The 22,641-nt window shown below is 63.5% G+C and carries 21 protein-coding genes and 1 riboswitch; of the genes, 15 read left to right on the forward strand and 6 right to left on the reverse strand.

Going from position 1 to position 22,641, the window contains the following annotated elements:
• The first annotated feature begins 13 nt into the window (after positions 1-13).
• The 4 genes from AR689_RS00265 to AR689_RS00280 are packed head-to-tail and all read left to right on the forward strand — an operon-like array spanning position 14 to position 5,899.
• Positions 14-1,720: an AMP-binding protein gene (locus tag AR689_RS00265; protein ID WP_062065156.1), complete on the forward strand. Its 1,707-nt coding sequence runs from the start codon at positions 14-16 to the stop codon at positions 1,718-1,720.
• Between the two features lie 14 nt (positions 1,721-1,734).
• Positions 1,735-4,125, forward strand: coding sequence for a bifunctional salicylyl-CoA 5-hydroxylase/oxidoreductase (locus tag AR689_RS00270; protein ID WP_062065159.1), 2,391 nt, complete (start codon positions 1,735-1,737; stop codon positions 4,123-4,125).
• Positions 4,126-4,127: 2 nt separating this feature from the next.
• Positions 4,128-5,486 (forward strand): MFS transporter, encoded by a 1,359-nt coding sequence (locus AR689_RS00275; protein ID WP_062066031.1) that lies wholly within the window; start codon positions 4,128-4,130, stop codon positions 5,484-5,486.
• Positions 5,487-5,494: 8 nt separating this feature from the next.
• Entirely contained in the window at positions 5,495-5,899 is a 405-nt protein-coding gene (locus AR689_RS00280; protein ID WP_062065162.1) for an acyl-CoA thioesterase, read from the forward strand.
• A gap of 73 nt (positions 5,900-5,972) precedes the next feature.
• On the opposite strand, the gene AR689_RS00285 is transcribed toward AR689_RS00280, so the two are convergent.
• Positions 5,973-6,506: an ABC transporter permease family protein gene (locus AR689_RS00285; RefSeq protein WP_062065165.1), complete on the reverse strand. Its 534-nt coding sequence runs from the start codon at positions 6,504-6,506 to the stop codon at positions 5,973-5,975.
• A 264-nt stretch (positions 6,507-6,770) separates the two neighbouring features.
• Between AR689_RS00285 and AR689_RS00290 the strand changes: the two genes are divergently transcribed.
• Positions 6,771-7,655: a PaaX family transcriptional regulator gene (locus AR689_RS00290; protein ID WP_062066032.1), complete on the forward strand. Its 885-nt coding sequence runs from the start codon at positions 6,771-6,773 to the stop codon at positions 7,653-7,655.
• Between the two features lie 21 nt (positions 7,656-7,676).
• Here the strand turns inward: AR689_RS00290 and AR689_RS00295 are convergent, their stop codons facing one another.
• Positions 7,677-8,459: a VOC family protein gene (locus AR689_RS00295; RefSeq protein WP_197412769.1), complete on the reverse strand. Its 783-nt coding sequence runs from the start codon at positions 8,457-8,459 to the stop codon at positions 7,677-7,679.
• Positions 8,460-8,677: 218 nt separating this feature from the next.
• On the reverse strand, positions 8,678-9,319 hold the full coding sequence (locus AR689_RS00300) for an NADPH-dependent F420 reductase (protein ID WP_062065172.1): 642 nt from the start codon (positions 9,317-9,319) through the stop codon (positions 8,678-8,680).
• Between the two features lie 82 nt (positions 9,320-9,401).
• Here AR689_RS00300 and AR689_RS00305 point away from each other — a divergent pair, with 82 nt between their 5' ends.
• The gene (locus tag AR689_RS00305) at positions 9,402-9,746 is read left to right on the forward strand and encodes a hypothetical protein (protein WP_231745379.1); all 345 of its coding nucleotides are present in this window, start codon (positions 9,402-9,404) and stop codon (positions 9,744-9,746) included.
• Positions 9,736-10,440 carry an HAD family hydrolase gene (locus tag AR689_RS00310; RefSeq protein WP_062065176.1) on the forward strand — a complete coding sequence of 235 codons (705 nt, stop codon included), beginning with the start codon at positions 9,736-9,738 and terminating at the stop codon, positions 10,438-10,440. The genes AR689_RS00305 and AR689_RS00310 overlap by 11 nt, the downstream gene beginning before the upstream one ends.
• Positions 10,441-10,446: 6 nt before the next feature.
• On the opposite strand, the gene AR689_RS00315 is transcribed toward AR689_RS00310, so the two are convergent.
• Positions 10,447-11,058: an NADPH-dependent FMN reductase gene (locus AR689_RS00315; RefSeq protein WP_062065179.1), complete on the reverse strand. Its 612-nt coding sequence runs from the start codon at positions 11,056-11,058 to the stop codon at positions 10,447-10,449.
• 186 nt (positions 11,059-11,244) lie between these two features.
• On the opposite strand from AR689_RS00315, the gene AR689_RS00320 reads away from it, so the two are divergent.
• The 4 genes from AR689_RS00320 (at position 11,245) to AR689_RS00335 (ending at position 14,586) form a co-directional block, all read left to right on the forward strand.
• Positions 11,245-12,405 carry an NAD(P) transhydrogenase subunit alpha gene (locus tag AR689_RS00320; RefSeq protein ID WP_062066037.1) on the forward strand — a complete coding sequence of 387 codons (1,161 nt, stop codon included), beginning with the start codon at positions 11,245-11,247 and terminating at the stop codon, positions 12,403-12,405.
• Positions 12,405-12,761, forward strand: coding sequence for an NAD(P) transhydrogenase subunit alpha part 2 (locus AR689_RS00325; RefSeq protein ID WP_062065182.1), 357 nt, complete (start codon positions 12,405-12,407; stop codon positions 12,759-12,761). Before AR689_RS00320 ends, AR689_RS00325 begins: the two co-directional genes overlap by 1 nt.
• Positions 12,758-14,131 (forward strand): NAD(P)(+) transhydrogenase (Re/Si-specific) subunit beta, encoded by a 1,374-nt coding sequence (locus AR689_RS00330; RefSeq protein WP_062065185.1) that lies wholly within the window; start codon positions 12,758-12,760, stop codon positions 14,129-14,131. The genes AR689_RS00325 and AR689_RS00330 overlap by 4 nt, the downstream gene beginning before the upstream one ends.
• A 200-nt stretch (positions 14,132-14,331) precedes the next feature.
• Complete coding sequence (locus tag AR689_RS00335; RefSeq protein WP_231745380.1) at positions 14,332-14,586, forward strand: hypothetical protein; 255 nt, start codon at positions 14,332-14,334, stop codon at positions 14,584-14,586.
• Here AR689_RS00335 and AR689_RS00340 read toward each other — a convergent pair.
• Both AR689_RS00340 and mscL read right to left on the reverse strand, forming a co-directional pair.
• A complete protein-coding gene (locus AR689_RS00340; protein WP_062065188.1) occupies positions 14,576-15,496 on the reverse strand; it encodes an ACT domain-containing protein in 921 nt (306 codons plus the stop codon). The genes AR689_RS00335 and AR689_RS00340 overlap by 11 nt on opposite strands.
• 243 nt (positions 15,497-15,739) lie before the next feature.
• Entirely contained in the window at positions 15,740-16,204 is a 465-nt protein-coding gene (gene mscL / locus AR689_RS00345; protein WP_062065191.1) for a large conductance mechanosensitive channel protein MscL, read from the reverse strand.
• A 159-nt stretch (positions 16,205-16,363) separates the two neighbouring features.
• Positions 16,364-16,462: riboswitch (glycine riboswitch) on the forward strand.
• A 149-nt stretch (positions 16,463-16,611) separates the two neighbouring features.
• On the opposite strand from mscL, the gene gcvP reads away from it, so the two are divergent.
• From gcvP to glyA, 4 genes are all read left to right on the forward strand, one after another.
• Positions 16,612-19,482, forward strand: coding sequence for an aminomethyl-transferring glycine dehydrogenase (gene gcvP, locus AR689_RS00350; RefSeq protein WP_062066040.1), 2,871 nt, complete (start codon positions 16,612-16,614; stop codon positions 19,480-19,482).
• A gap of 11 nt (positions 19,483-19,493) precedes the next feature.
• Entirely contained in the window at positions 19,494-20,630 is a 1,137-nt protein-coding gene (gene gcvT / locus AR689_RS00355; protein ID WP_062065193.1) for a glycine cleavage system aminomethyltransferase GcvT, read from the forward strand.
• 210 nt (positions 20,631-20,840) lie between these two features.
• Positions 20,841-21,224, forward strand: coding sequence for a glycine cleavage system protein GcvH (gene gcvH / locus AR689_RS00360; protein ID WP_062065195.1), 384 nt, complete (start codon positions 20,841-20,843; stop codon positions 21,222-21,224).
• Positions 21,221-22,540, forward strand: a complete 1,320-nt coding sequence (glyA, locus tag AR689_RS00365) for a serine hydroxymethyltransferase (protein WP_062065197.1) — start codon at positions 21,221-21,223, stop codon at positions 22,538-22,540. The genes gcvH and glyA overlap by 4 nt, the downstream gene beginning before the upstream one ends.
• The last annotated feature ends 101 nt before the right edge of the window (positions 22,541-22,641 follow it).

Here is a 22,641-nt window from a genome sequence, read left to right on the forward strand (position 1 = left end):
GAAAGGAACGGCCATGAGCATGATGCCATCGGCCCACGTGGACACGTTCACCCGCCACCACTTGCCGCCCGCCGATACCTGGCCCGCGCTTGAATTCACCCTCCCCGAACTCCATTACCCGGAACGGCTTAATGCGGCCGCGGTCCTGATCGACGACGCTGTGGAACAGTACGGCGCCGACCGGCCGGCCCTGTGGACCCCCGACGGATCGGTCTGGACCTATGGTCAGCTCCAGACGCGTTCCAACCAGGTGGCCCAGGTCCTCACCGAAGACCTCGGTGTTGTTCCCGGCAACCGTGTCCTGCTGCGCGGCCCCAACAACCCGTGGATCGTCGCGGCTTGGCTGGGTGTCCTGAAGGCGGGAGCCGTGGTGGTCACCACCATGCCCATGCTGCGCTCCACAGAGGTATCCACCCTGATTCAGCTCACCAAGCCGGTGGTGGCTATCTCGGATCACCGCTTTGTGGACGAGCTCGCGATCGCGGCCGGGGACGACGTCGCTGGCTCGACGGTAAAGGTCCTCACGTACGGAGCCGGCAACGGATTCGACGACGACGGCGATCTCGTGTCCCGCTGTGGGCATAAGAGTGGGAAGTTCACGGCAGTGGACACAGCCGCGGACGATGTTGCCCTGCTGGGTCCGACGTCCGGCACCACGGGTGTGCCCAAGGTGACCATGCATTTCCACCGGGACATCCTGGCCAACGCGGACACGTTCGCCCGGTACATCCTGAAGCCCACCGCTCAGGACGTCTTTGCGGGGTCACCTCCGCTGGCGTTCACGTTCGGGCTCGGTGGACTGGTGGTGTTCCCGCTGCGTTTCGGAGCGTCGTCGCTGCTCACGGAAAAGGCCGGACCGGTTGAACTTGCCGAGCACGCCTCCAAAGCCGGGGCCAGCATCCTCTTCACCGCGCCCACGGCCTACCGGGCCATCCTCAAGGAAAACCGCGGAGATCTGCTGCGGAGTCTGCGCATTGCGGTGTCGGCAGGCGAGCACCTGTCCAAGGAAACGTGGGAGGCCGTGTACGAGGCCACGGGCTTGCAGTTGGTGAACGGCATTGGCGCCACCGAAATGCTGCACGTGTTCATCTCGGCAGCCGGTGACGATATTCGTCCGGGCGCCACGGGACGGGCGGTTCCGGGCTACCGGGCCACCATCCTGGATGACGACGGCAATGAGCTGGGGCCGGGAAGCATAGGCCGGCTGGCCGTCATTGGTCCCACCGGCTGCCGCTACCTGGACGATCCGCGGCAGGCCAACTACGTGGTCCGTGGTTGGAACGTCACGGGCGATACCTTCTCCATGGATGCGGACGGGTACTTCACCTACCAGGCGCGCTCGGACAACATGATTGTGTCCTCCGGCTACAACATCGGTGCCCCCGAGGTGGAAACCGCCATTGACCAGCATCCGGACGTGGTGGAGAACGCGGTCATCGGCATTCCGGATGAGGAGCGGGGCAGCATTGTGTGCGCGTTTGTGGTCCTCCGCGACGGCGTCGAGGGAGACGCCGGGAAGCGCAAGGAAATCCAGGACTTCGTCAAGCAGACCATCGCCCCCTACAAGTACCCGCGGGACGTACGGTTCGTCCACGAACTCCCACGCAATCCCAGCGGAAAACTCCAGCACTTCAAGCTGCGCGACGGTGTCCTCAAGGACGCGGCCCAGAGCGCAGCCACCACTGAACAACTTACCCCTGCCGGTCAGAGCCAGGCCTGAGAAGGAGCAACACCATGAAAATCGCAATCGTTGGAGGCGGCCCGGGCGGCCTGTACTTCGCAGCATTGATGAAGCAGCTGGATCCGTCCCACGACATCACCCTCTGGGAACGCAACGCTGCCAGCGACACCTTTGGTTTCGGCGTCGTATTTTCCGATGAGACCCTGGGCGGAATCGGCAACGCCGATCCTGTGGTGGCTGAATACATGAGCCGCCGCTTCGCCCGTTGGTCGGACATCGACATCCACTTCGGTGGTGAAATGATCACCGTGGGCGGCCAGGGCTTCGCGGCCATGAGCCGTAAGGAATTGCTGGAACTGCTGCAGCGCCGGTGCATCGAACTCAACGTGGACGTGCGATTCAGCACCCTCGCCCCAGCCATCGAGGAACTCGAAGCCAACTACGATCTTGTGCTGGCAGCTGACGGCATCAACTCGCAGATCCGCGCCAAGTACGCAGACGCCTTCCAGCCGGATCTGGACCCCCGCACCAACAAGTTCATGTGGCTCGGTACCAACCAGGTGTTTGAGGCCTTCAAGTTCTTCGTGAAGGAAACCGAGTGGGGCGTCATGCAGATCCACGGCTACCCGTACTCGGATGAGGGCTCCACGTTCATCGTGGAAATGCATCAGGACGTGTGGCACGCCGCGGGCTTTGACGAAACCGCCAACGAGGTCTTCCCTCCCGGCGTTTCCGACGAGAAATCCATCGCCAAAATCCGCGAAATTTTCGCCGAAGAGCTGGACGGGTACGACGTCCTGACCAACAACTCCAAGTGGATCAACTTCACCACGGTCCGCAACCAGAGCTGGCGCAAGGGCAATGTTGTGCTCCTGGGTGACGCCGCCCACACCGCACACTTCTCCATCGGCTCCGGCACCAAACTGGCCATGGAGGACTCGCTGGCGTTGGCAGCCTGCCTGCACGAGCACCCCGACATCGAGGCCGCACTGGAAGCCTACGAGACCGAGCGGCGGCCCGTGGTGGCATCCACGCAGCGCGCAGCCCAGGCGTCCTTGGAATGGTTTGAGCGCATCGGCCAGTACAAGGACCAGGATCCCACCCAGTTCGCGTTCAACCTGCTGACCCGCAGCCGCCGCATCACCCAGGAAAACCTGCGCCTCCGCGATCCTGAGTTCGCCGATGCCGTGGACCGCGACTTTGCTGAATCCCAGGGTCTCAGCGAGGTGGCGCCGGCCATGTTCCAGCCCTTCCGCATTGGTGGGCTGGAGCTGAAGAACCGCATTGTGGTTTCCCCGATGGACATGTACTCGGCCACTGATGGTGTTCCTGGTGACTTCCACAAGGTCCACCTGGGTTCCAAGGCTCTCGGCGGTGCCGGCTTGGTGATGACCGAAATGGTCTGCGTTTCCGAAGCCGGCCGCATCACGCCCGGCTGCAGTGGCCTGTACACGGATGAGCAGCGTGACAGCTGGAAGGAAATCGTGGACTTCGTCCACAGCCGTTCCACCGCCAAGATCGGTGCCCAACTGGGCCACTCGGGCCGCAAGGGCTCCACCAAACTCATGTGGGAAGGCATCGACCAGCCCCTCGAGTCCGGCAACTGGACCGCCGTCGGCCCGTCGGCCCTGCCGTACAGCGCGGAGAACCAGACCCCCGTAGAGCTTGACCGCGCGGGCATGGACGCCATCAAGGCGGAGTTCGTCGCTTCGACGGTTCGTGCCGAGGCGGCAGGCTTCGATCTCCTGGAGATCCACGCCGCGCACGGCTACCTGCTGTCCTCCTTCCTGTCACCGGTGTCCAACAAGCGGACCGACGAATACGGCGGCAGCTTGGAGAACCGGCTGCGGTTCCCGTTGGAAGTGTTCGACGCCGTTCGCGCGGCCTGGCCTGCCGAGAAGCCTGTGACTGTGCGCATCTCCGCCACCGACTGGATCGAGGGCGGCAACACTTCCGACGATTCTGTGGCCATCGCCGCGGCCTTTGTTGAGCACGGTGCTGCCGGCTTGGATGTTTCCACCGGACAGGTGGCCAAGGAAGAGAAGCCCGCTTTCGGCCGCAGCTACCAGACGCCGTTCGCCGACCGCATCCGCCAGGAAGTTGCCGCACCGGCAGGCGTGGCTGTCATCGCCGTCGGCGCCATCTCCACGTACGACGACGTGAACTCCATCCTCCTCGCAGGCCGCGCGGACCTGATCGCTCTGGGCCGCACGCACCTTTACGACCCCCAGTGGACGCTGCACGCCGCCGCTGAACAGGAATATCAAGGCCCCGGTGCCCAGTGGATCCCGCAGTTCCGTGCGGGTCGCCGCAAGCCACCGAGCTCACGCACTGACGCCGTTCGTCCCCGTCTGTCCTTGCTGAAGGAAGCGGACCTTGACGAGGTCAACACCCACCTTCGTTGGACTCCCGAGTCCGCCGCCGCATCGGTTTTGGTGAAGTAGCCATGGCCACCGCACCAGTCAATAACTGGAACGTGCCCAAGAAGACCACCGGCCTGGTGTTGTTCTGCTGCTGGCTCGCGATCCTCGCCGAAGGCTACGACGTCGGCGTCCTTGGGGCCATCCTTCCGGCGCTTGCCGAGTACAAGGAATGGAACCTTAGCCCGCTGGCACTCGGCGGTCTGGGATCATATGCCTTGATCGGCATGCTTATCGGCGCCCTTTTCATAGGCACCCTCAGTGACCTCGTGGGCCGCAAAAAGATGCTCTTGGCCTCCATGGCGATCTTCACCCTCACCCAGGCTGGGGCTGCGTGGGCTCCGACGCCGGAACTCTTCGGCCTGTTCCGGCTCATTGGCGGGCTGGGCATGGGCGGTGTCATTCCGGTGGCAGCGGCCCTGACCATTGAATACTCGGCGCCGAACAAGCGCTCCTACAACTACGGCCTGATGTACTCCGGCTACTCGCTGGGTATTGTGGCCGCAGCACTGGCAGCCCTGTTTGTCCTGCCCATGGGTGGTTGGCGGGCAGTGATCGCCATCGGCGCCGCACCAGTGGTCCTGATTCCGATCATCTGGAAGTTCCTGCCTGAATCCTTGGAATTCCTGGAGTCAAAGGGCCGGAAGTCAGAGGCCAAGACCTTGGCCGCCAAGCTGCAGATCACCGACTACCGGCCAGTGGTTGCCGTTGCCCCCTCAGGTGCGCAGGTGGCTGATCCGTGGTGGAAGACCATCACCACCATGTTCTCCATGAAGTACTTGCGCTCCACCGTCTTCTTCTGGATCTCCCTGTTCCTGGGCCTCCTGCTGGTTTACGGATTGAACACCTGGTTGCCGAGCATCATGAAGAAGGCCGGCTATGACCTGGGCTCGTCCCTGACGTTCCTCCTGGTCTTCAGCCTTGCCTCGGCCATTGGTGGCTTGCTCCTTGGCCGGGCGGCGGACAAGTACGGCAAGAAGCTCATCCTGGTGGTGTTCTACATCCTGGGCGGCCTGGGCATCATGCTCCTGGTCTTCCCCAACACCATGGTGGTGAACCTGTTGTTCGTGGCCTTCGCCGGGATCGGTTCCATTTCCACATCGCTGGTCCTGACCGGCTACATTGCCGACTACTACCCGGCCAAGGTCCGTGGCACGGCAACGGGCTGGGCGTTGAGCTTCGCCCGACTGGGTGCCATTTCCGGACCGTTGATCGGTGGTTGGATCGCAGGTTCCAAGCTGCCCTTTGAGGCCAACTTCGCCATCTTTGCTGGCATCGCGGTACTGGCGGCCGGTGCTGTGGCGATGATTCCCAAGCCACAGCCTGAGGGGCCGGTTGCCGCCGTCGACGTCGACCCCGACGACGCCACCGTCAGCGCCCGATAGGAGCAATCATGGACAGGTTTCCGGAGGCGTGCGTCGAGCGAACGGTGGAATGGGTGGACACCGACGCCTCCGGACACCAGCACAACTCGGCCATCCTGCGCTGGGTTGAGGCTGCCGAGGCCGAGCTGTTCCGAAAGCTGGAGCTGCCGGACTATTTCCCCAGCGCCCCGCGGGTGCAGCAAGTCATCAATTACAAGGCCAAGCTGTGGTTCGGCCAGCGCATCACCGCCACGGTGAGGATCCACGCGCTTGGCCGAACCTCGCTGACGCTCGCCTTTGAGGTGATGTCCGACGCCGGTGAGGTAGCCGCGTACGGGACGGTCACCACGGTGCACGTCCCCTACGGCACTACCTCGGCGCAGCCCTGGCCGGAGCATCTGGTCCGGGCTGTCGAGGCTGCGCGGGGTTCCTGAGCGCGCTGGACGGCAGCCAACACCACCGTTGAAGCTTGAGGTGGGTTGGCTGCTGTCTCGGCGTAGGGGGTGGTTAGCGCAGGCCCTTGAGGATGTTCTTGGGGCGCTGCATCTCGCCGTGCTTGGCGCCAAGGATGATTACCCAAGCTGCGAAGGCCGGGATGGCCCACTGGAGTGCTTTCAGCTGGGTTTGGGCTGACTTTAGTTCATCCGAAGCGCTCGCGCGGGGTTCCGTGGCTCCTTCGGCGCCTTCCTCGGAAAGCTCGTCCACCTTCTTGCCCACTACACCTGCGTATAGGGTCACGGCTGCTCCGGCCAGAGTCACCACGGTTTTGTAGATGGTGTTTGAGGCGACGCTGTCCTGCTTGGCGATCCGGCCCTTGTTCTCCCAAGCGATGGCCAGGTCCGCAGCCAGGTGTCCTGCAAAAGCTGCGGTCTGAACGGGGGCCCATTTGCCCCAGCCCTTGCTTGAAAGGCGCGTGCGCTCGGTGGGATCTTTGGCCTCTGCGGCGGCACCGTTAAGTCCAATGGCGCCCATCAGTGAGCCGCCGAACCATGCGGCGGCGGTGAGGTCGTGAATGGAGCGGGCTACGAGATTCCCTGCCATGATGTGCTTCCTATCGTTGATACGGAAAGTACCTTCCGAGGCAGTGATGGCCTCGAATCAGCGTGCTCCTATAGTAAGCATGCTTACTATGGCGCGGCCAGCCGGGCAGTCTCCAGAAGAACATCGAGCGCCTGAGACATCACGCATGATCCGTTGATCAGGGCCGACTATGGGCATGTGAAGCAATCTGAGCGGAAGCATCACCGCACCTATGATGAACTGGACTGGCGCCTGATGTGCGGCGCGGAAATGAGGACCCTTTCGATGTTTGCCGTCCCGGCACCCCCAGTACGCCACCAGCAGCTGCTCGTCACAATCTTCGGCCTCTACGGCCGGAACGTGGGCGATGCTTTGCCGGTTTCCGCGCTGATTTCCATGCTGGGTTCACTGGGTTATGACGCCCCCGGCGTGAGGTCGTCAGTGTCCAGGCTCAAAGCCAAGGGGGTGCTGAAGAGCGTCCGTGAGGGCGGCATCGCCAAGTACAAGATTTCCGAGTCTGTCAGCGATGTTTTCCGCGAAGGCGACCGGAGGATTTTCGCCCCGGAACAACCTGCACCTGTGGACACGTGGGTGCTTGCGGTGTTTTCCGTGCCGGAATCGATGCGTAACCGCAGGCACCAGTTGCGTTCCGCCCTGTCCGGATTAGGATTTGGTTCGGTGGCCAGCGGTGTCTGGATTGCGCCGGCACATAAGCTGGAGCAAGCACGGGAACTGCTGACAGCGAGCGGACTGATCGAGTTCGTGGACCTGTTCCGCAGTGATTACGTTTTTGACGGCCCCATGAGACCCAAAATCTCCGAGTGGTGGGACCTCAAGGAACTCGATGAGCAGTTCACCGAGTTCCTCGAGCTGTACAGGGACGCCGGGCAGCAGTGGACTGAACGGGTTGGTGACGATCCTGATGTTGCTTTGGCAGAGTCCACGGAAGAGCTGCGGCGTGATGCGTTCCGTTACTACATTCCGATGCTCACCATGTGGCGGCGGTTCCCCTACCGGGACCCGAATCTGCCTGCCGATTACCTTCCGCCCGAGTGGCATGGTCCTGCGGTGCGCAGGACGTTCCAAGCGGTTCATCGCCTGGCATCACCCTTGGCCGCTGCGCATGCGCACGAGGTCATCGCCGAGGCCTTGGATCCGGCTGTAGCCTGACGCTTTGCCTGGTGTTCCCCACTACTCGTTGGCGCGGGGTGCGTCGATGATGCCGAAAATTTCGCCTTGCGGGGCCTGGACAAGTGCCATGCGTCCCATCGGACTTTCAGCAACTGGCCTCAGGTGGGTGGCGCCAAGCTCCAACGCCCGCGTGGCAGTGCCGTTCACGTAGTCGCTGGCGAACCACGTCATCCAGTGGCCGGGCGTGTGCTCTGAGAGGTCGGTGTCGTGATGGATACCGCCCACCTCGCGGCCGTCCAGTGGTCTGCGGATGGTGGAGTAGACCAGGCCTTCTTCAGTGGTGTCCTGGTAGCTGACATCGAAGACCTCCGCATAGAAGGCTCGCGCTGAGGCGTAGTGGCGGGTGTGGAGCTCGTTCCAGCACAGCGCGCCGTGCTCATTGACGCGTTCCGCGCCGATATGGGTGCCTGCCTGCCACACGCCGAAGGTTGCGCCCACGCTGTCAGTTGCCAACGCCAATCGCCCGGATTCCATGACGTCGAAGGGAGGGGCAAGCAGCTCTCCGCCGGCCGCGCTGATCTTCTTGGCGGTGACATCGACGTCATCCGAAGCCAGGAATGTGGTCCAGACGGTGGGCATGCCCGGATCCTGTTTGGGGCCCAGCCCGGCAACGGCACGCCCACCGACATGCGCCAAGAGGTAATCCCCGGAGCCTTGACCGCCGGATACGAACTTCCAGCCGAATAGATCCGAGTAGAAGGCCTGCGCCGCGTTGAGGTCGTCGACACCCAGGTCCACCCACAGGGGCGTTGCTGCGGGCCAGTTAGAGATTTTGGTGGACACGTGACTCCTCGGGTTCGGGGCTCTAAGGGGCAGCTGCCTCCCCGGGTGCCCAACGCGCAGGGCACCTGAGGAGGCGGCCATCCATAAAGTGCGGGCCGGACCCGATTCGTGACACGGTTTATCACCGGAAATTGGAGAGCTTCGCTCTACGGAAAGAACCTCTGAGGAAAGGATGGCGGGCGAGCGTAAGCCGCTTGCCCGCCGTCGTGCGTTGCGGTTTAGACGGTGCGCGGCGCCTGGGCGAGGTTGTCCCGCAATTCCTCGGCGTTCTGGCGGATGACATAGGCGGGACGGTCGCGCTCCACGCGCCAGCTGTCCTCGAGTGGGCCGATGTTGACGGTGTCGAAGCCGAACTCGTCGTACAGCTTGGTGACCAGGTCCGCGGCTTCGGGGAAGTCGCTCGCGGTGGCCAGTGCGCGTCGGTTTGGGGTGCCTGCGGGTGTGCCGTCGGTGGTGATGTCCTTGGCGAAGATGTGGTTGAAGCCCTTGGCCACCTTGGACGTGGGCAGATGCTTCTGGAGAAGCCCGGACGTCGTTGCCTCGCCGTTGTCCAGCGCCGGAATGCGGCCGTCGCGCTCCCAGTAGTAGTTGTTGGTGTCGATGACGATCTTGCCTTCCAGCGGCTCCGTGGGGATGTCCTGGTAGTTCTTCAAGGGAACGGTCACGACGGCGAAATCGCCCGCCGCTGCTGCCTCGGCTGCCGTGGCCGCCCGGGCACGCGGCCCAAGTTCCGTGACCAGCTCGCTGAGGGTTTCGGGTCCCCGTGAGTTGCTGATGACGACGTCGTAGCCGAGTTCCACTGCCTTTCGTGCGACTTGGCTGCCAATGTGTCCTGCACCGATGATTCCGATTGTTGTCATGTTTCTGCCAACAACAAGTTGCACACGCCTATTTCCCGCGTGACGCAATATTACTGAAAGGTTTATACTAAGTAGTCTTACTATGCTGAATGGCATCGAAGACGAGGAGGTAGCGATGGCCGGGCATTTGGAACTGGTTGAAACGCCTGATGGGGAATTTCGGATTCTGATGGTGGACGGCGACGACGTGTTGATGGGACTCTCCAAGCAGTTCTCCACCATGAACGAGGCTGTTGAGGGAGTCGCAGCCATCAGGGAAGTTGCCGGAACGGGCCTGCTTCGCCCGGCGTCAGCTGAGCGCTATGCCGTTCTTATGCTGGAGGAACCGGTGATCGACTCGGCGCTGGCAGCGCAGGGCGAGCAAGCCCAGGCGCGAGCCCAATCACCAGCGCGAGCCCAGTCGAACGTGGTCAACTGTGGCAGCTGACGGAGCAACAAAAAAGCAGCGTGGCGTTCTCTTCGATGTGGATGGAACCCTGATCGACTCCAGCTACTTCCACGCCATGGCGTGGTGGCAGGCTTTCCGACGCGAAGGGCTGGACATCGAGATGTCCGCCATCCACCGGCGCGTCGGCATGGGCGGCGACAAGCTGATCGAGAGCTTGGTCCCGGACTGTCCAGAGGACATGCAGGAAGAGCTGAAGTCCGCACACAGCGCCGTGTTCTCAACGTTCTGGCCCACGCTGCGGCCTTTCGAATCAGTTCAAAATCTCTTGGCCGCCTGCTCGGACGCCGGGCTGGCCGTGGGGCTGGCGTCATCAGCGCAGGACCGCGACCTGGAAGTAAGCCGCCACCTCCTGGACGCCGGCTCCTCCATCGACGCATGGACCAGCTCCAACGACGCCAAGGAGAGCAAGCCCGCGCCGGACATCCTGCTTGCCTGCCTGGACAAGCTGGGACTCACACCGCAGGACGCGGTCTTCGTTGGTGATGCAGTCTGGGACGTGAAGGCCGGCGCCGCAATTGGCATGCCCGTGATCGCACTGACCTGCGGCGGAATCAGCGAAGCCGAACTTCGCGACGCAGGTGCCGCAGAGGTCTATGACAATCCACGGCACCTGTTGGAGCATCTGGAAACCAGCATCATCGGCAAGCTGGCGACGGGGCAGCGGGACGCCTGACCCCGATTAACGATTCAGCTTCTCTGCATCCGGTTCCTGATCACCGATGTGGCCAGGTGCATTGGCCGCGAGGACGCGCTGCACAAACGCGCTGTATTCCTCCATGTAGTGCCGCAGAAGCCCGGCCGTTGCCGGGTCCTTAACCGAGCCGTCGTCGTCGTACGCGTCTGCGACGAAGCGGATGTAAGCCTCAGGCGCATTCAACTGCGGGGCGTCCAGGAAGCTCAACACGCTGCGCATGGACGACTGCATCACGGCCGTTCCAATACCACCCGGCGAGGCGCCAATGATTCCGGTGGGCTTGCGCGCGAAGGAATTGGTGCCCCACGGGCGTGAACCCCAGTCGATGGCATTCTTCAGGGCGCCTGGGATGGAACGGTTGTACTCAGGGGAGATGAACAAGATGCCGTCCGACGCCGCGATGGCATCCTTTAGTTCCCGGCCGGCCGGCGGGAAATCGGCGTCGTAATCGGAGCTGTACAACGGAAGGTCTTTGATGGCGATCTCATGGAACTCGAGTTCCGGCGGTGCCACGCTGATCAGGGCCTTGGAAAGGACCCGGTTGATGGAAGTGCTTGCCAGGCTTCCCACGAAGTAACCGATTTTGAAGGTGTCCATAGTGGCGTTCCTTTCCGACGGCACGGCCGGAACCGGCTCGTCGACGGTGTGGTGGCTGGTTGCCCCCAGCTTCCACCGACCCTAGTGGACTTATGCACATAACGCAGCCCCTACTCCCGTCCGGCCCCTCGCAGTCATAGACTCATGCCAACTGAGTTCTGGAGGGTTCCGGAAAAGGGGTGGCTGGTGAAGGCAGGCATAGCGCGCGAGACGCTCGACGGTGAGCGACGTGTTGCCGCAACGCCGGAAACGGTGAAGCAAGTGGTGGGGCTGGGCCTTGACGTTGAACTGGAGTCCGGCGCCGGCCTGGCCTCCGGCCATAGCGACGATGACTACCGCGCAGCAGGCGCCACGGTAGTGCAGTCCCTGGACCTCGGGGCACTTGATGTCTACTGCCATGTGCGTCCCATGGAACCGTCGACGGCGGGAGCTCTCCGCCGGGGTTCGGTCACCATTGGCCTGGGGTCGCCGTCCTCGGAGTTGCCCACAGTGCGGGCGCTCGCCGCCGGGGGCATCACCTCGTTTGTGCTGGAACTGGTTCCTCGAATATCCCGTGCCCAGTCCATGGATGCGCTCACCTCGCAGGCCCTGGTGACTGGTTATCGCTGCGTCCTCGAGGCTGCCATGCGGCTCCCGCGGTTCTTCCCGTTGTACATGACGGCAGCGGGGACCATTCCGCCGGCCCGTGTGCTGGTGCTCGGCGCGGGGGTGGCCGGTCTGCAGGCGATCGGAACAGCCAAGAGGCTGGGCGCCCGGGTTTCCGCTAATGACATTCGGCCTGCCTCGGCCGATGAAGTGGCATCCATGGGAGGGACGTTCATCAAGCTGGACCTCGAAACCGCAGAGGCTTCGGGCGGGTACGCCAGGGAGCTCAGCGCGGACCGGGGCGCCCTGCAGCGGGCGCTTTTGGCGCCGCACGTAGCTCAGGCCGACGTCCTGATCACCACCGCTGCCGTACCCGGACGGCGCGCCCCGCTGTTGGTGACGCGCGAAATGGTCCAAGGGATGCGGCCGGGATCTGTGGTGGTGGATTTGGCAGCCGAATCCGGCGGGAACGTTGAGGGAAGCATCCCGGGCCAGGACACCCCCATCCCTACCGGCGACGGCCAGGGCACGGTGACACTCGTGGGAATCAAGGACGCGGCGTCGGCGATGCCCGCTGATGCCTCACGGTTGTTCGCAAAGAACATAGCCAACCTCTTGGCCCTCATGACGCGGGACGGCGCGGTTTCCCCGGACTTTTCGGATGAAGTGGTGGCTGGAACGTGCCTGACCCACGACGGCCACGTCCGGCACGCACCCACTGCGGAAGCACTAGCGGCCTTCGGTAGCGAAGGAGTGCGCTGATGGATGGCATGAGCCTGCTGACGATCACCGTCCTGGCGGTGTTCGTTGGTTTTGAGGTTGTTTCCAAGGTTTCCAGCACCCTGCACACACCGCTCATGTCCGGTGCCAACGCGATCCACGGCATCATTCTGGTGGGTGCCATCATCGTGGCAGGGCAAGCTGCTGACCCCTGGGTGTTGGTGGTCGCACTGCTGGCCGTTGTCCTTGCCACGGCCAACCTCGTGGGTGGGTTTGTGGTGACCGACCGGATGCTGGAGATGTTCCACGGACGGCAACGGCCGCCGTCGAGCCCTGGTCCTGGAGTTCCTGATGGGCACGGCGTCGTGGAGCCGGGCAAAAAGGAGCGCCGGCAATGACGCTCCTCAATCCCACCTGGACGGCGCTTCTGTACCTCGCCGCGGCGGCCTGTTTCATTCTCGCCCTGAAGGGCCTGAATTCACCACGGACTGCCCGGCGCGGGAATCTCATTGGCGCCTTTGGTGCCCTGCTGGCTGTGGTGACGGTGTTTGTCTCCGTGAAACTGGACAACATTCCTTGGATTCTTGGGGCCATAGCTGTGGGCTCGGGCGTCGCAGCGCCGGTGGCCCGCCGGGTGCAAATGACGCAGATGCCCCAGCTGGTGGCCCTCTTCAACGGTGTGGGTGGTGGCGCTGCGGCCCTGGTGGCGTTGCTGGAACTCTCTCATACGGGTGATCCGTGGGCTCGCCTGGCCATCGTCTTCACGTTGCTGGTGGGTGCGGTGTCATTCGCCGGGTCCGGTGTAACTTTCGCCAAACTTCAAGGGCTCATGACTACCCGGCCCGTGACGTTCCCCGGGCTGCCCGCCCTGATGGCCGTGGTGCTGCTGGCCGCCGTGGGAGCTGGGGTGGTGGTGATCCTGAACGGCTCCTTGCTATTGGCACTGGTCCTGCTGCTGTTGGGTCTCGCTGCCGGAATCCTGTTGGTGCTCCCCGTGGGTGGCGCTGATGTGCCGATCGTCATTTCGCTCCTGAACGCTTTCACTGGCTTGGCCGTCGCGGCATCCGGACTGGTGCTGGGCAATGTCCTCCTTCTGGTGGCCGGAACACTGGTGGGGGCTTCGGGCACCATCCTCACCCGGGCCATGGCCGCCGCGATGGGACGCAGTGTTGCCGGGATCATGTTCGGGGCCTTCAAAGGGGGATCCACTGCCGGGTCCACCGCCGTGAGTGAGCGGCCAGTGCGTTCCTCCAGCGCGGAGGACGTAGCAGTGCTGCTCGGCTATGCGCAGCGGGTGATCATCGTTCCGGGCTACGGCCTGGCAGTCGCCCAGGGCCAGCACACCGCGGCCGAGCTGGCATTGGCCCTGGAAGCACGCGGAATTGAGGTGGACTTTGCCATCCATCCAGTGGCCGGGCGGATGCCGGGGCATATGAACGTGCTGCTTGCCGAGGCCAATGTGCCGTACGAGTCGCTGAAGGAAATGAGCGACATCAACTCAGAGTTCAAAACCACCGACGTAGCCCTGGTGGTGGGCGCCAACGATGTTGTGAACCCTGCGGCGAAGACCACCTCAGGCTCGCCGATCTACGGAATGCCCATCCTGGAGGTTGCCGACGCCCGTCAGGTGGTGTTCCTCAAGCGTTCAATGCGTCCGGGTTTTGCCGGTATAGAGAACGAACTGTTGTATGAGCCCCAAACCACCCTGCTGTTTGGTGATGCGAAGGATTCCTTGACCAAGGTCCTGGGGGCGGTGAAGGCGCTCTAGGAGTGCGGTATTCACCTTCTTGGCACCCGTCAGTTTCGCACTCCAGACCCATTGCTGCGTCACCGCGTCCTCCAGCCAAGGAGACGTATCTCTCTTCAATCAGCCAAGGAATTTCCGTCATGGATTGAGCCGAAAATGCACACGTCTTGTACAGAAACCTTTCAATAGAAAGTTTGTACAGCGCGCGAGGAGGCATCCATTTGCAGAACGGTCAAGAGGATTCGCTGATAGGGAGGCGCTTTGGCTCAGCGCAGGGCAAGAGGGTGAACAACTGGAGGTTGCTTGTTGGGTACACGGTCCAGATCTGGGATGGCGACGACATCCTGGACCAGGGCGTGGTGGAAGCGGTCACTGCTGACGGCAAAGTGCTGTGGCTTGCTCAAGCAGGGGCCACACAACGACGGCTGGTGATGAAGGAACGCGGTGCGGGTCTCTGGGTCCGTCTCATGAACTGAGCGTGACGCCTTGGCCTGGGCCAGCAGGAGCGTGCGCCAGGATTTCCGCCAACTCGGCCAACCTGTGTGCGCGTGCCGATTCGGCGGGCGAAAATGGCTCACCGGGTCTGGAGAAGAGCAGCGGGCCGTGCCATGCCGTCGGGATTTTGAGGATGTCACCGGAAGGCCCGACGGCGGTGCTCGCCTCTTGTAGGGGGCGTTGAGGATCGAACGGGACTACTTTTGCGGACAGGAGCTCGGCGACGACCAGGGGAAGCTCCTGCGGATTCCCCGCGATCCGGGTGGCGAGGCTCAAGGCCTTGGTTTGGCCGTCGGCCATGGCCAAAGCAGTGGTGGGCCAAACATGGGACTCATGCCCGCCGCCGTCGTGCAGTGCTTTTAGCAGTTCCAGCTCAGTAATTTCGCCCGGTGTGGACAGAACGAACTCGTCCATCACCCGTTCACCGGCACCCGTCTGAGCGGAGAGACCCGCCTGCGCTGAGCCGGTTCCGGTCAGCGGGTGGACATGAAGACTGAGAATATTGGCGTCCACCTTGGCCAGGGACTGAGTGACCTTCTGCAGGGACCCTGGCTGGTCCAACAGAACGGTCCGGGCGCGCCACAGGGCAGGAGCGAGGTGCAGTGTGCGCCGCTGACGGAGCGCCGGCGCATGCAGCCAGCGTCGGAGGACCTTGGCAGCGGACGGTTCAGCCACCCAGATGACCAATACCGTGGCGGTGACTGCCAGCAGCAGGACCTTGGCCACGTAGGGCAGATGGGTTCCAACCACTGCTGCATGGACCAGCAATTCGATGGGAAGCATGACCGCGATGTTCGCGAGCGTGAGCCGGGCTTTGGAAGCTTCGGGCAATTGACCGCAGACCTCACAGAGGAGATCCGCGGTGACGGGAGTGCTCGGCTTGGGCTTCATGTTTTCATGCTGCACTGCCCCTGTTTCGAACCCGTTGCTTGTGCGTCACGTTCCAGGGACGGGCAGGTTTCAGCCGACAGGAATTTTTCAGCAACGGGCGGGCGCTCCTTCCCGGTTGGTGATCGCGTCGCCGGGCCGGAAACGCAAGAACCCGGCATTCTCGCGGGGAGAACGCCGGGCTCAGGTCAAGCAACTGGGAAGGAACGCTCGCAACGAGGTGCCCGTCCTGGAGTGGTGCCAGTTCTAGCGGGTGCGGTCGGAATCCAGGTCTGAGTCGAGTTCCGAGATGTTGTCTGCGTCGCGGTGGCCGGCAGCTTCCTTCAGGAGGTCGCGGATTTCGGCCAGCAATGCGGTGTCAGCAGGCAGCGGCTCTTCCTCAGGCTCCTCGGTGGAGAGACGCTCCTTAACCAGAGAATTAATCTTGTTCATGGGTGCCACGAAGATGAAGTACACCACGGCTGCAGTGATGACAAAGGTCACCAGAGCCGTCAGGACGGCGCCAAAGTCAATGAAAGTTGCGGGGTTGTCCGGCCAGATGCGGAAGCCAAGGCCCTCGGCGTTCATGCCGCCGGCAGCGGCGATGACGGGGTTGATGATGTGGTTGGTGAATGCCCCGACTAGTGCGGTGAAAGCACTGCCGATAACGACAGCAATGGCCAGCTCTATCACGTTTCCGCGAAGAATAAAGTCCTTGAAACCCTTAAACATGGATGGTCCTCCGGTTGGGTGCGAGTGTCTGCCTCCAGCAGTGATCAAAATACCACTCCACGGTTTCAAGCTGGTGGAACCGGGATGTGCCTTGCTTGCGCTTTTTCAGAAGAACCCGCTATGGTGTGAAGCGTGTCACTCATGGTGACGCAACGCTTTTGATCTGCGGCGGGAGAGTCCTGCCGGTACATCCAGTCAGGCGCCGTAGGAGCAAATCCTCCCCAGGAATCTCTCAGGCCCATGTACCGCCGCGGTTAGGCAACTCTGGAAAGCAGTCCGGGCAACCGGGCTCACCGACGGTGCAAGCAGGCAACCATTCCTGCGGAATCTCTCAGGTCCAATACAGAGCGGGGAGGAACCCCACATCATCGTGGCGCTCATTGGGCGCCTGAATCATGGAGTTCCTCTTGACTGTTCAATCAACCCCCACCGCCTTCGCGGACCGGCACATTGGCGCCCGCCGCCAGGCCGACGTTGACACCATGCTCAAGGCCATCGGCTACGACTCTGTCGACGGCCTGGTAGACGTCGCCGTCCCCGATTCCATCCGCCAGGACACCGCCCTGAAGTTGCAGGACGCCCTCACCGAGGTGCAGGTCCTCGCCGAGCTCCGCAAGCTGGCGTCCAAGAACAAGACCGCCGTGCAGATGATCGGCCAGGGCTACTACGACACCGTGACCCCGCCCGTTATCCGCCGCAACATCCTCGAAGCTCCGGCCTGGTACACGGCCTACACGCCGTACCAACCCGAAATTTCGCAGGGCCGCCTTGAGGCTCTCCTGAACTTCCAGACCATGGTGCAGGACCTCACGGGACTGCCCATTGCCAACGCTTCGCTCCTGGATGAAGCCACCGCCGTGGCCGAAGCCGTGCTGCTGATGCGCCGGGCCAACAAGAACAAGGCTGCCAAGGATGGGAAGACCGTCCTCGACGCCGACCTCCTCCCGCAGACCATCGCGATCGTGAAGGGCCGCGCCGAGGCGCTGGGCTTTGAGGTTGAGATCGCGGACCTGTCCGCAGGACTTCCCGACGGCGACATCAACGGTATCGTCCTGCAGCAGCCCGGCGTGTCGGGCCGCGTTTTCGACCACACCGCGGTGATTGCCGAGGCCAAGGAACGTGGTGCCCTGGTGACGGTTGCCGCCGACTTGCTGGCGCTCACCCTCATCACGCCCCCGGGCGAGCAAGGTGCGGACGTCGCCGTCGGAACCGCGCAGCGTTTCGGTGTGCCGCTGTTCTTCGGTGGTCCGCACGCTGCCTACATGGCCGTCCGCGAAGGCATGGAGCGCACGCTTCCGGGCCGCATCGTGGGTGTTTCCAAGGACAACGCCGGCGTCCCGGCTTACCGCCTGGCCCTCCAAACCCGCGAGCAGCACATCCGCCGCGAAAAGGCCACGTCCAACATCTGCACCGCGCAGGCGCTGCTCGCGATCGTCGCCTCGATGTACGCCGTGTACCACGGTCCCGAGGGCCTGAAAGCGATCGCCGAAACAGTCCACGGACACGCCCGCGTTTTGGCTTCGACCCTGCAGAAGGCCGGCCGCGAACTCGTCTCCGAGGCCTTCTTCGACACCCTCACCGTCCGCGTTCCCGGCAAGGCGGACAAGGTCATCGCCGCCGCCGAAGCCCGCGGGATCAACCTGCGCCTGATCGACGCCGACACCGTTGGCGTTTCGATGGATGAAACCACGACGCCGGAGGTCCTCTCCGCAGTGGCCGTCGCCTTTGGTGCCGGCCCGGTAGGGGACGCCGCAGGGTTCGAACTGCCCGCATCCGTGGTCCGCACCTCCGATTTCCTGCAGCATCCGGTATTCAACACGCACCGTTCCGAGACGCAGCTGTTGCGCTATATCCGCAAGCTGTCAGACCGGGACCTCGCGCTGGACCGCACCATGATCCCGTTGGGCTCCTGCACCATGAAGCTCAACGCGACTGCTGAGATGGAAGCGATCTCCTGGCCGGAGTTCGCGTCCATCCACCCGTTCGCTCCCGACCACCAGACGGCGGGTTGGCGTGAACTGATCACCGACCTCGAGGCGGACCTCACGGAGATCACCGGCTACGACCAGGTGTCCATCCAGCCCAACGCCGGTTCGCAGGGCGAGCTGGCGGGCCTGTTGGCGATCCGCGGCTACCACCTTTCACGTGGCGACCAGCAGCGCACTGTCTGCTTGATCCCCGCTTCGGCTCACGGGACCAACGCTGCGTCTGCTGTGCTGGCCGGCATGAAGGTTGTTGTGGTGGCCACGGCTGCTGACGGCACTATTGATCACGCTGATCTGACGGCCAAGATCGAGGCCAACAAGGACGTGCTGTCCTGCATCATGATCACCTACCCGTCCACGCACGGTGTGTACGACGCCGACGTCCGGGAAGTGTGCGATGCCATCCACGCAGCCGGCGGGCAGGTGTACGTTGACGGCGCCAACCTGAATGCCTTGGTTGGCTTGGCCCAGCCGGGTAAGTTCGGCGGCGACGTGTCCCACCTGAACCTGCACAAGACCTTCTGCATCCCGCACGGTGGCGGCGGTCCGGGCGTTGGCCCTGTTGCTGCGAAGGCACACTTGGCTCCGTTCATGCCGGGCGACGCGAACAAAGCGGCGCACGAGGAAGGGCACGGGGTGGCCATCTCGGCCTCGCGTTATGGCTCCGCCGGTGTGCTGCCGATTTCCTGGGCCTACGTGAAGCTCATGGGTGGCCAAGGACTCACCGAAGCCACCAAGTCTGCTTTGTTGGCAGCGAACTATGTTGCTTCGCGCTTGGATGAGCACTTCCCGGTTCTGTACACGGGCGAGGGCGGACTTGTGGCACACGAGTGCATCCTGGACCTCCGCGAGCTGACCGCCCGCACGGGTGTCACGGCCGAGGATGTGGCCAAGCGCCTCATCGACTTCGGCTTCCACGCCCCCACGCTGGCCTTCCCAGTGGCCGGCACCCTGATGGTGGAGCCGACGGAGTCCGAAGACCTGGCCGAGATCGACCGCTTCATCGAAGCCATGATCACCATCCGTACCGAAATCGAGCAGGTGGCCAGCGGTGATTTCACTGTTGAGAAGTCGCCGCTGCGCAACGCGCCGCACACGGCCGCCGCCGTCGTAAATTCCGGCTGGGACCGTGACTACCCGCGTGAGCAGGCCGCGTTCCCCGTCCACCACCTCAAGCAGGACAAGTACTTCCCGCCGGTCGGCAGGATCGACGGCGCCGCAGGTGACCGGAATCTTGTGTGCTCCTGCCCGCCCCTCGAGGCATTCGAGAACACTGCTGACGTCGAAAACTAAGGACTCCTGACATGTCTGAGAATTACACCGCTCTTTACGAGCAGCACAAAAAGGCCGGCGCCTCCTTTACCGACTTCGGTGGCTGGCAGATGCCCCTGAAGTACTCCTCGGAGTTGGCTGAGCACCACGCGGTCCGCAAGTCCGCCGGCCTGTTCGACCTCTCCCACATGGGCGAAGTCTGGGTCACCGGCCCCGACGCGGCTGCTTTCCTGGACTACGCACTGGTGGGCAAACTGTCCGCCATCGCGGTAGGCAAAGCCAAGTACTCGCTGATCTGCAACGCAGACGGCGGCATCATCGATGACCTCATTACCTACCGCCGTCACTCTCCCGAAGAAGGCGTGGACAAGTACCTGGTGGTGCCCAACGCGGGGAACGCGAAGGTAGTTGCTGCTGCGCTGAAAGACCGTGCGGCCGGGTTCGACGTCGTGGTGGAAGACGCCTCCGCCGAGACCTCGCTGATCGCCGTGCAGGGCCCCAACGCCGAGGCGATCCTGCTTGCTCTGGTCCCGGCAGAGCAGCACGCGCTGGTCACCGAGCTGAAGTACTACGCGGCCGTGGAGGTCTCCATCAACGGGCAGGACCTGTTGCTGGCCCGTACCGGATACACCGGCGAGGACGGCTTCGAAATCTACCTCCCCAACGTCGATGCTGCTGGCCTTTGGGAAGCCCTGCTCGACGCCGGCGACGGCCACGGTCTCATCCCTGCCGGACTCGCTGCCCGCGACTCCCTGCGACTGGAAGCCGGGATGCCCCTCTACGGCAACGAGCTTTCCCGCCACGTCAACGCCTACGCTGCAGGGCTGGGCCCGGTGGTTTCCCTGGCCAAGGAAAGCGACTTCATCGGCCGCGATGCATTGACAGCCATCAAGGCCGCCGGGGTCGGATCCACTCTCGGCCAGAAGCTCGTAGGTCTCAAAGGCGCCGGACGCCGCGCCGCCCGCGCCCACTACTCAGTCCTCAAAGACGGCTCCCTGATCGGCGAAGTCACCTCCGGCCAGCCAAGCCCGACGCTCGGTTACCCGATCGCCTTGGCGTATGTCGACGTCGAGCAATCCGAACCGGGCACCGTCGTCGAGGTTGACCTTCGCGGCAAGGCCGAGCCGTTCGAAGTCGTGCAGCTGCCGTTCTACAAGCGCGCCAAGTAGCCCGGATCTTCGGGACCGCCGACCTCTGCATGCTCGGTCGCATGGGCGCCCGCTGGGCGGACGCGATGCTCCCTTAGACGCATGCTGCCGGTCGCCGGACCCGAACCGTTGTGGATGGTGGCGCTGTTTGAACCCCTAAGCGCTGGTTGATGGGTCAACCTGCCGCGGGTGATCTTGAAAGTTTTCAGTTAGTAAGAGAGAAGGAATCTTATGAGCAAGGTAGTTGCTGAATTGAAGTACTCGGCTGAGCACGAGTGGGTTGCCGCCGATGGGGACGGGCATGTGGGGATCGGGATCTCCGCAGTTGCCGCTGACGCCTTGGGTGACATCGTGTACGTGGACCTCCCCGAGGTTGGTTCCACTGTGACCGCGGGGGAGACCTGCGGCGAGGTGGAGTCGACGAAGTCCGTGTCCGATCTGTACTCGCCTGTGACGGGGGAGGTGACCGAGATCAACGACGCCGTCGTCACCGATCCCGCGCTCATCAACAACGACCCCTACGGTGCCGGCTGGCTGTTCAAGGTGGCCGCCACGGAAGAAGGGCCGCTCATGTCGGCCGAAGAATACGCTGCAACGAACGGTGGAGAACTGTGAACCCGGTATCTGTGACTGACTACCAGCAGGTGGTGTCGGCGTCGCTGGATGCCCAGCTGTCCGAGCTGGATCCTGAGATTGCTGCGAAGATCGACGACGAACTGGGTCGCCAGCGCGACGGCCTGGAAATGATCGCCTCCGAGAACCACACAGCCGTCGCCGTGATGCAGGCGCAGGGCTCGGTGCTGACCAACAAATATGCCGAGGGTTACCCGGGCAAGCGCTACTACGGCGGCTGTGAGCACGTAGACGTGATCGAGCAGCTGGCCATCGACCGCATCAAGGCACTGTTCGGTGCCGGGTACGCGAACGTTCAGCCGCACTCCGGCGCGCAGGCCAACGCCTCCGTGATGCACGCGCTCATCAAGCCGGGCGACACCATCATGGGCCTGAACCTCGCCCACGGCGGGCACCTCACCCATGGCATGCGGATCAACTTCTCCGGCAAGCTCTACAACGTGGTCCCCTACGGCGTCCGCGAGGACACCCACACCGTAGACATGGCCGAGGTTGAGCGCCTGGCGCAGGAACACAAACCGGCACTGATCGTTGCCGGCTGGTCCGCATACGCGCGGCAGCTGGACTTCGCTGAGTTCCGCCGGATCGCCGATTCCGTGGGCGCGTACCTGATGGTGGATATGGCCCACTTCGCCGGTCTGGTGGCCGCCGGGCTGCACCCGTCCCCGGTCCCGCACGCTCACGTCACCACGTCCACCACGCACAAGACCCTCGCCGGTCCGCGCGGCGGCATCATCCTCTCCAACGACGCCGACATCGCCAAGAAGATCAACTCGGCAGTCTTCCCGGGCCAGCAGGGTGGTCCGCTCGAGCACGTCATCGCCGGCAAGGCTGTCGCGTTTAAGATCGCCGCCTCGGAGGAATTCCGTGAGCGACAGGAACGCGTCCTTGCTGGGGCCCGGATCCTCGCCGAGCGACTGGTTCAGCCCGACGTCGCAGGGAAGGGCATCTCGGTGGTTTCCGGGGGAACCGACGTTCACCTGGTGCTCGTGGACCTGCGCAACTGCGAACTCGACGGCCAGCAAGCCGAAGACCGACTCGCCGCGATCGACATCACCGTCAACCGCAACGCCGTCCCGTTCGATCCGCGCCCGCCGATGGTCACCTCGGGCCTCCGGATCGGCACCCCGGCGCTTGCCACACGCGGCTTCGGAGAGGCAGCCTTCCGTGAGGTTGCTGACATCATCGCCGAGGTACTGATCGCCGACGCCGACGCGGACCTTTCCGGGCTGCGTCACCGCGTCGAGGTTCTAGCTGCGGCCCACCCGCTCTACCCGGGGACAGCGAACCTGGGCTGAGCCTCGTGGGTTGGCCCTCCGTTCTCGGCGGGCCGACATCCTCCACCGGCCCCGGTCTCGCCGTTTCGGGGGTTCCCTGCGGGATGTGCCGTGCGCACGGC

It is taken from the genome of Arthrobacter sp. EpRS71, assembly GCF_001512285.1.
GTDB lineage: Bacteria > Actinomycetota > Actinomycetes > Actinomycetales > Micrococcaceae > Arthrobacter.